8 protein-coding genes are annotated in these 8,423 nt (G+C 38.7%); 4 read left to right on the plus strand and 4 right to left on the minus strand.

All coding sequences use genetic code 11. From position 1 onward, the window contains the following. The first annotated feature begins 221 nt into the window (after positions 1-221). The 3 genes from AC5V8P_RS20380 to AC5V8P_RS20390 all read left to right on the plus strand — a co-directional run bounded on the left by AC5V8P_RS20380 (position 222) and on the right by AC5V8P_RS20390 (position 2,496). On the plus strand, positions 222-1,184 hold the full coding sequence (locus AC5V8P_RS20380) for a helix-turn-helix transcriptional regulator (protein ID WP_064796929.1): 963 nt from the start codon (positions 222-224) through the stop codon (positions 1,182-1,184). Positions 1,185-1,293: 109 nt separating this feature from the next. Further along, a complete protein-coding gene (locus tag AC5V8P_RS20385) occupies positions 1,294-1,920 on the plus strand; it encodes a type 1 glutamine amidotransferase family protein (RefSeq protein WP_063213176.1) in 627 nt (208 codons plus the stop codon). 51 nt (positions 1,921-1,971) lie between these two features. Next, positions 1,972-2,496: a VOC family protein gene (locus AC5V8P_RS20390; RefSeq protein ID WP_064796930.1), complete on the plus strand. Its 525-nt coding sequence runs from the start codon at positions 1,972-1,974 to the stop codon at positions 2,494-2,496. A 370-nt stretch (positions 2,497-2,866) separates the two neighbouring features. On the opposite strand, the gene AC5V8P_RS20395 is transcribed toward AC5V8P_RS20390, so the two are convergent. Next, complete coding sequence (locus AC5V8P_RS20395; RefSeq protein ID WP_063213174.1) at positions 2,867-4,294, minus strand: pyridoxal phosphate-dependent decarboxylase family protein; 1,428 nt, start codon at positions 4,292-4,294, stop codon at positions 2,867-2,869. A gap of 612 nt (positions 4,295-4,906) precedes the next feature. Then, positions 4,907-5,266: a putative zinc-binding protein gene (locus AC5V8P_RS20400; RefSeq protein ID WP_013311396.1), complete on the minus strand. Its 360-nt coding sequence runs from the start codon at positions 5,264-5,266 to the stop codon at positions 4,907-4,909. A 728-nt stretch (positions 5,267-5,994) separates the two neighbouring features. On the opposite strand from AC5V8P_RS20400, the gene nfi reads away from it, so the two are divergent. Continuing rightward, positions 5,995-6,672 (plus strand): deoxyribonuclease V, encoded by a 678-nt coding sequence (gene nfi, locus AC5V8P_RS20405; RefSeq protein WP_063213173.1) that lies wholly within the window; start codon positions 5,995-5,997, stop codon positions 6,670-6,672. Between the two features lie 121 nt (positions 6,673-6,793). On the opposite strand, the gene AC5V8P_RS20410 is transcribed toward nfi, so the two are convergent. Together AC5V8P_RS20410 and AC5V8P_RS20415 are read right to left on the minus strand one after the other, a co-directional pair. Then, a complete protein-coding gene (locus AC5V8P_RS20410) occupies positions 6,794-7,267 on the minus strand; it encodes a toxin-antitoxin system YwqK family antitoxin (RefSeq protein ID WP_063213172.1) in 474 nt (157 codons plus the stop codon). Beyond that, positions 7,251-8,423: YwqJ-related putative deaminase (locus tag AC5V8P_RS20415; RefSeq protein WP_495473809.1), on the minus strand; the 1,173-nt coding region annotated here is incomplete at its 5' end. The genes AC5V8P_RS20410 and AC5V8P_RS20415, both read right to left, overlap by 17 nt.

Raw genomic sequence — 8,423 nt, forward strand, 5'->3', positions numbered from 1 at the left:
TGATATTTAATAAACAACCCAGCATATGTATTTATCGGTTAAAAGAGAGATTTAGTTTACAGAATGACCCATTCATTATGGCATTTACTATGTGTAAATCTGGAATTGGAAGTTATGAAAGAGACGTATAAAATGGAAAAAAGCATATAATAGGTGGTAAGAAGATTCCAAAGAGTTATTTATAAAAGGTTGAGCTTTAGTGAGAGAGGAGGATTCAGGTTATGCCAAAAAACGATAATATGCTGGCTATTCTATGGATGCTGAATTCGGGTGTAAAAATGACCGCAAAACAAATATCCGAAAAGTTAGAAATCAATATAAGGACAGTTTATCGGTATATTGATGCTCTATGTGCCAGTGGGGTGCCTATCATATCCGACACGGGTCATCATGGCGGGTATAGCTTGCTGAATAATTTTATTAGAGCACCTTTGCTATTTGATATGGAGGAAAAAAAGGCACTCCTTCATGCTGCTGTTTTTGCAAAAGAGACTGGATACCCTTTGAGTGAGGCATTAAGCAGTGCGACGTCAAAGCTGAAAATGTATTCGAATCAAGAGCAGGAAAGTATACTTAGCCGTCATTTAGCCGGATTTGAAGTGATAAATCGCATGGGAGATCCTTCTCTTCAGCCGGTATTGGCCGAATTGGAGCAGGCTGTAGCCAACCAATTCTCTGTTGAAATGGATTATCGCACAGGTCATGAAGAACAACCCAAGAATAGGGTGATAGACCCCTATGGAATGGTGTACTGGAACAACAAATGGTATACTGTTGCATTTTGTCACCTAAGGAATGAGATCCGTAGTTTTCGGGCAGAGCGGATTTTACAGATCAAGCGTACTCCAAACCTATTTAAGCGTCCTGAGGCTTTTTCGGCTCGTGAATTTTTTATGCAAAATCTGTTACCTGATTTAGTAGGTAAGGATGGTTTAATTTCTTTAATGATTAAAGGCAGGTCAGAGGCATTGGATGACTTATGTTTGCATTGGTTTTTGGGGCATCATCTGAAAGAGCGAACCGCTAACCAAGCCATCTTTTTGCTTGAGGAAAAATCACTTCATACATATGTCCCTTATTTACTCCTACCCTACGGGAAATCCATTCAAGTCATCGAGCCACAGAGCTTGAAGGAAAAACTAGTTGCTGTTGCGTCGGAGTTAATAGAATATTATCAGCGCTAAAAGCTTCACTGACAGTAGATGTCAGTGAAGCTTTTTTATAATGGGGATAATCACGGGTTACCGAGGGCTGGTATCACTTGATAAATTATAAAATAAGGAGAACCTGTGAATGAATAGGACGGTATATCTTTATGTATTTGACACTATGGCAGACTGGGAGATCGGTTACTTAACTGCCGAACTGAACTCGGGGAGATATTATAAAAAGGGGCTGGTCCCATCCAAAATAGTTACCGTGGGAATGGAGAAGACTCCTGTCACTACCATGGGCGGATTGAAAATCCTGCCTGACATCAAACTGGATGAGTGCAGTATTGAAAGCACAGATGCATTGATTTTACCCGGTGGAAATACATGGACAGAAACCATTCATCAACCGATCTTAAAAATTGCTGAGAGATGTTTAGAGGAAGGTATATGGGTGGCGGCGATTTGTGGTGCTACCATCGGACTTGCCCAGGCAGGACTGCTGAATGCACGTTGGCATACAAGCAATGATCTGGAATACCTTAAAATGATCTGTCCCACCTATACGGGCGGAAAGTATTACAAAATAGAGTCTGCTGTGACGGATGGAAGACTGATCACTGCATCTGGAACGGCTCCGTTGGAATTTTCCGTACACGTTTTGAAAGCTCTGGGTGTGTTTTCTTCTAAAACATTAGAAGCCTGGTATAGTCTTAATAAGACACGTGCACCCAAATATTACTATGAGTTGATGGATTCAATTCAATGAAGGTATAAGTATTAAACTGAACTGTTACGAGCATTTAAAGGAGGAGTTAAAATGACTGAAAGCAGAGAACACATGGGAGTGTCAGGTAAATATACAAAGAAGGGGGTGCCCAACGGCTTTACATCTATTACCCCGTTTATAACCGTGAAGAATCCTTCGGAAGCGATAGAGTTTTATAAAGCGGTTTTTAATGCAAGAGTTAAGGATATTACTGGATATCCTGATGAGAATGGCAATACAATCATTGTTCATGCGGAATTAGATTTTGGAAATGGTTTTTTGCAGCTGGGGGCAGCGAATCCGACATATCAATTGGTCTTGCCGCCAGATGAAGGAAATGCGTGTTATTCTTTCGGAATTTATGTAATGAATGTGGATCAGGTCATTGAAAATGCGGTAGCAAGAGGAGCGAAAGTAAGGGAACCCGTTACAAACTTTGTTTCAGGCGATCGATTCGCAAGTATATTGGATCCCTGTGGAGTAAGATGGTCTATTATGACCAGGATCGAGGATTTGTCCGAAGAAGAAAGCAGCCGTAGGGTTGCTGAATGGGCCAAAAGCTTTAGTGAAAAATAGATGCGATCACTTTTTTGGTAAAATGTATTAAAAGTGACTATCTGCTGAAATAGAAATCCGGATGCCAAATAGTTGGCGGAAAATATGGCATCATTATCATCACATATGGCCGTGGAGTGCGCGGTAGCTATAGATTGAGATGAAGAGCATTGATGTACGAGGGTTTAGAACAACTTGAATATATTACTGCATTCCAAATGTTTTTTTAGGATTGAGTGATGTTCATTGTTACTGATTACACAAGGGAAATAATTTGGAAGATGTACAGGAAAGACAGTAAAGAGGGGCGGCGAGCCCCTCTTATTTTCGTAATGCTGAGCATTTTTATTTATTTACAGAAAGTGCAGCACTTCATTTTCACAATTGAACATCATAAAAAAACTTTTTTCTCATTTAATGATCTTGCTATATTCGATAAAAGCTGAACTGTATTTCTTATCTCATCTTCCGTAGTGTCCGGGTGAATTGCACAGATTCTGAGAACAGTCTTTCCATTGAGTTGTGTCGTAAGCACTGTGGCGTACCCGTTCGTCACCATTTCTTGGGAGATCCTTTTATTGAGTGAATCTAATTCCTGGCCGGATAGCCCAGGTGGTGCATATCGAAAATTAACAATCGCTAATTGCGCGGGGCATACAATTTCCCAGTGATTATGTTTTTTGATTTCATCTTCAGCCCATTCTGCGAGTTGAACTCCATGCTCTATCACTTCACCGACAGCATTCGTGCCTAAAGCTTGCAGTGTCACCCATAGTTTCAGACTTCGAGCAGGCCGGGTTAATTCTGGACCCAAATCCCAATAATTAATATGTTCTTCATCAGTCTCGGCATCCTTCAAATATTCTGGGCGTGTGCTGAAGCAGTTTTTGAGTTGCTGCTTATCTTTGGCTAAAACCACGCTACAGGAATAGGTCTGCATTAGCCATTTGTGTGCATCCCAGGTGATACTATCTGAACGCGATATCCCGTTCAAAAGAGACTTATATTTCGAAGAAGCCAAAATCGACGCACCGTAAGCTCCATCCACGTGTAACCAAATATTATGTTTTTCACATAAGTCAGCAATTTCGTTTAGCGGGTCAATGCTTCCTGTATTGGTTGTGCCTGCCGTGGCAATGATCGCAAAAGGTTTCATGCCAGCCGCCTGATCATCCATTATTTTTTTCTCCAAGGCTGAAACATCCATACGAAAATTTTTATCACTTGGAACCTTTCTGATTTGATCACTACGGAATCCGAGGATGCGTAGCCCTTTGGCGACCGATGAATGAGTTTGATCTGAAACATAAGCAGTTCCAATCGCATATTCCTGTTCGGATAACTTTGCATTGCGTGCAGCCGCTAAAGCGGTCAGATTCGACAGCGATCCGCCCGACAGAAATAAGCCCCCAGCAGTAGCAGGATATCCTGCCTGGTCACACATCCACCGGATCACTTCCCCCTCTATAAGGCTTGCGCTTGAACTCTGCATCCAGCTTCCGGCGTGGGTATTATAAGCACAGGTCATGATATCTCCTAACCAAGAGTAAACAGACACGGGGCTAGGAATCATTGCGAAAAAACGAGGGTGTTGCATGAAGGCTTGATGAGAATAGACGTTTTTCCTCATTTCATCGACAATCTCTTTTACGGGTCTTCCTTTTTTGGGAAAGCCAATTTCCCTTAAATGAGCTATTGTATCCTCATCTGCAATGTTGATTACTTTTTGAGATCGAATGTTATTGTTTTCTGCTATAAATGAATGTACGAACTGCTCAATAATCTCACCTAATTGCTGATTTGGTTCTTGATTCATCATAAGCATCTCCATCTCCTTTGTTTAACTTCAACCAAAGTATAATATAACATCTGTTGTCATTTTGTGATATTCACCGATTTTATCATTACGTTTATTTTTAGGCTCTTCGCTATTACGTAAAGTAATTTTTAAGGGCAAAGCAAAGATAGCTGTAAAATCGCCGTTCAGTGCAAATGTTGGAAACGTGATGTTGAGAATGTATAGTACTCCAACTCAAGGCTGGTAAGTAGGAAGATACATAGTTGCTGTGTTGATTGGATGGTAACGACGAGTAATTTTTACAAGGCAGCTAAGGAGGCGGGGGAGCTTGAATATGGGAGGGGGAACCTTAGTTATCTGAAAAAGTATTAAAAAAAGAATGTATAGTACTTGTAAGAAAAGTGTTTGAAAACGCTTTGCCAGATGTTGCAAATGAGCTGCTTAAAAATTTGAAAAATGACTCCAATTAGTGCTCCAAATTCTTAAGAATTTTTATATCCAATGATTAAACTGGGAGTAAAAAAATACTGGTGGCCCTTAAAGATGTATTAGGAGCCACCAGTACAAACTATTTATGATATTGTTACATAATAAAAGCTATCTTTCGATACAGACCTTAATCTTGACTAAGAATTATTGTCCAATTTGTTCTAAGATTTGTGTGTAAGCATTCCTATAATGATCGGGGTTAGGATCTTCTCCTATGATCTTGGGTACGTCAAAGTCAGACAGCAGGAAATGGTGTTTGGGTTGAACCTCATGCCTTGCTAAGCAACTCTTGCAACAGGACAAGGGACAGCCGTCAATTGCAATGATGTCACGTCCCGATTTCGCTGTTCTGACAAGGGGTTTGACATCACCACCAACACCAGCTATACAGGACATTTCAGCGACTTTTTCTCGATCCATTTGTATAGCGATCATGTTAGCGGTTTGTGCTGCGGAGGAACATCCAGAACATGAATAGACAAGAGGTAAATCAGTTCTTTTCATCTTTGTACACTTCCTTGTTTTTTCTTTGTGATCGATCACAGTATCTTTGGTTTCAGCTGAAATAAATTTAAAATTGTTTGTATTTTAACTTAAATTTACAGTCTAAACCGTGATTGTGATCACGACATTGTTTTTGTGAAATCTGCTATAGGGCTAACTGTGTGTATGTAAATCAGCTAGATCCCCTTTTTAACTTAATTTTTCTAATAGAGAATTAGCCCTATCTAAATATAAATCTGGGTCGTCATCCTTGATCAGCATTAAAATTTCTTGCAATATAAAATAAGCGATTATTAAGTTGTAGTATGTCTAGTTTGTTGCAGTGTACGATCTGCTTTTATAATGTAAACCTAAAAAATCTTAGATAATGCGATCAATAGGCTAGAGAATATTTGTGAAGTGCATGACGGGAGGGTCAAGCGAATCCCGTCTTTACCCCTTCCATATAGATAAATTGCTTATCCTGACTTAGCTAATATCCTATAGCTTCTTCCCATTCGGATTAGCGTAATCATTAATATAATAAACAGAAATTTTTCCGGTTTTATTGTAAATTTTTGGAATTATTTAATGGTATCAGGATAATACAGACTGAAGCATCAGACATCATTTTTTTTTTTGGATTGCCAAGCAGTAGTTGGCATAAAATCATCCAGTTTTTTGCATGTTTAACATCTTTCATTTTTCATTAATTTTAAATCTAATATACTAAAAATGGGGAAAACAAAATGAAACCAGTCTTAAGGCATAATTGGGATTTAGCTGAAACGGAAGCGATAAAGTTACAACAGGAGTTATCTAAAAAAGTTACCAAAGAGGATCAATTCCCTGAAATTCATTACGTGGCTGGGGTAGACGTGGCATATAGTGAACAAAGTGATTTATTAGTTGCAGCAATCGTTATTTTAGAAGCACACTCTTTAAATATAGTGGAATCAGTAGTAGTTGAAGATTCTGTGCAATTCCCTTATATCTCCGGATTGTTTTCATTCAGGGAGCTACCATCTATAGTTAAAGCATTTAGAAAAATAAAGACCTTTCCTCAGCTTGTAGTTTGCGATGGTCAAGGAATTGCTCATCCAAGACGATTTGGATTAGCCAGTCACTTAGGAGTAATCTTTGATATTCCTACAATTGGCTGTGGAAAAACGAAGTTATTGGGGGATTTCCAAGAACCATCTAAAGAAAGAGGTGCATGTTCATTATTAATGAACCGTGAGGAAATCATCGGAAGTGTATTAAGAACCCAAGAAAACATTAAACCTCTTTTTGTATCCGTAGGTCATCGTATTTCATTAGAAACAGCCTGCAATTGGATTCTAAAGCTCTCTCCACGTTATCGCTTACCAGAAACAACTCGACAAGCTGACCAATTGGTGAAAAAAGTTTTATCAAAGATATATTAATAGACTAATTAGCTTTATCGTGATAGCTAAACGCCCATCACGATAAAGCTAATTTTGTACATAACGATCAACTGATACAGCAACCGAAATTCGGAGAAGATAAACACTTTTAAGAATTATTCTAGTCTCTTCCTAATTTACTATTCAGCTTTCTTTGGGTTAATAAATAATTAAAAATCTCACTTGTTTCTTGTAATTTACTAGACTTAATCAAATTGTTTTTATCGTCCCATTCCTGATAACTTAACTCCACCCCCAACTCGTGTTCGCTTACCGATTTAAGTTGTCCATTCTCATACCATTGAGTCCTTTTTCCCTTCGTCTGACCATAATGCATAATTTCTTCAGATTTTCTCTCCCCGGTATTATAAAACTCTCGAAGTAATCCATGTTTAAAACCATCTTTATAAAAACTAAAATATCGTAATTGACCGTTATCATATAATTCATAGGCTAATCCTGTAAAAGGGGTTCCACCCTCATCTTCAGGGTTGTCCAAAATTTCATCACTAGTAGAAGAAAACCACAAGTCTTCAAAATCCACCCCATTTTCCTTGACATAATCTAAAGTGTATAATTCATTTTTGTTTTCCATGATTATGTTTCAAAACCTCCGGTATAAAATTCGTTCCCTGTGTTATATATTCGCAATGAGGGCAACGTGGCATAGGGGTCCCTATAGGCATTTTTTTATTTATTTTTCTGGCAGAAATAACAAAGATCATAAAATCAGATAATCGGGCATCTGGCCTTTTCAATAAAGCTCTGTTTAAGGCTTTTACTTCTGCATGAGATCCTGCTCCAGCCGTCTTTATATATTCTTCCTTTATCTTTGCAGGCATATTAGTAATTCTTTCGTTAATTATTTTGTGCTGTTTCGAAGGTAGATCTCCTTTAGGATTATTAATATCAAAATAGTACTGCCCTGTTTTCTTATCTAATACCCCTGCTAAGGCTGGACCTAACTCATTTTTACTTAATCCTGTCTTTTTTACCCTGTCTAGTTCCTCGTGCACTGCTCCCCTCAAATTAATTCGTTGATGAAGTTCAGTAGAACTCAGTTTCCCATATTTAGCTCTTAGTTCCTCCAAACGGCTTTGTTTAGGTACTCCCCCACTTTTGGGTGGTTCAATAGGTTTAAAAGGCGCAGATTTTACGACTCCTGGTTCTTCAACGATAGATACTGGAGTTTTAATTGATTTAGAAGGTATCTTTATGTTCCTACCAAATTTAGCACCGTATAAACTTCCAACCATCTGAAATTCAGAAAATACGCTGCTGACAATAATCGCATTTGCCTGCCATTTTGGGATTTTTTCGCCTGTCCAATAGTTCTTTCCTTCTTTAGCTGCTTTAATCTGTTCTATAAAAATATCCACATTTTCTGGTTCGTGATTTAATTTGATTTCTCCATTTTTGATAGCTTCGTTATAGGCAAGAGTGGCTTGAGCTGCTTTCTGATCGGTAACTCCATTTTTACTGAGAACCCACATAGTACCCATAAATTTTTTATCATACTCATCGAAATTATAGGATACTTTGGCTTTTTCAGCTGCCATGTAGCTGTCATAATTGGCTCTCCAACGTTGTCTCAGATCTACAGGAACCTGCTGATACGCATGAACCATGGCATTCGATTCTTTAAGCAGGTTCTGTACTAGTTCCAATGGGCCTCCGGAATGCGCTATATGACGGGCGCTCGTAAACACTTTCCCAAGAATCCATTTGCTATAATAGGCTTGTTTAGCTTT

The sequence above is a fragment of the Paenibacillus sp. N119s genome, from assembly GCF_059447605.1.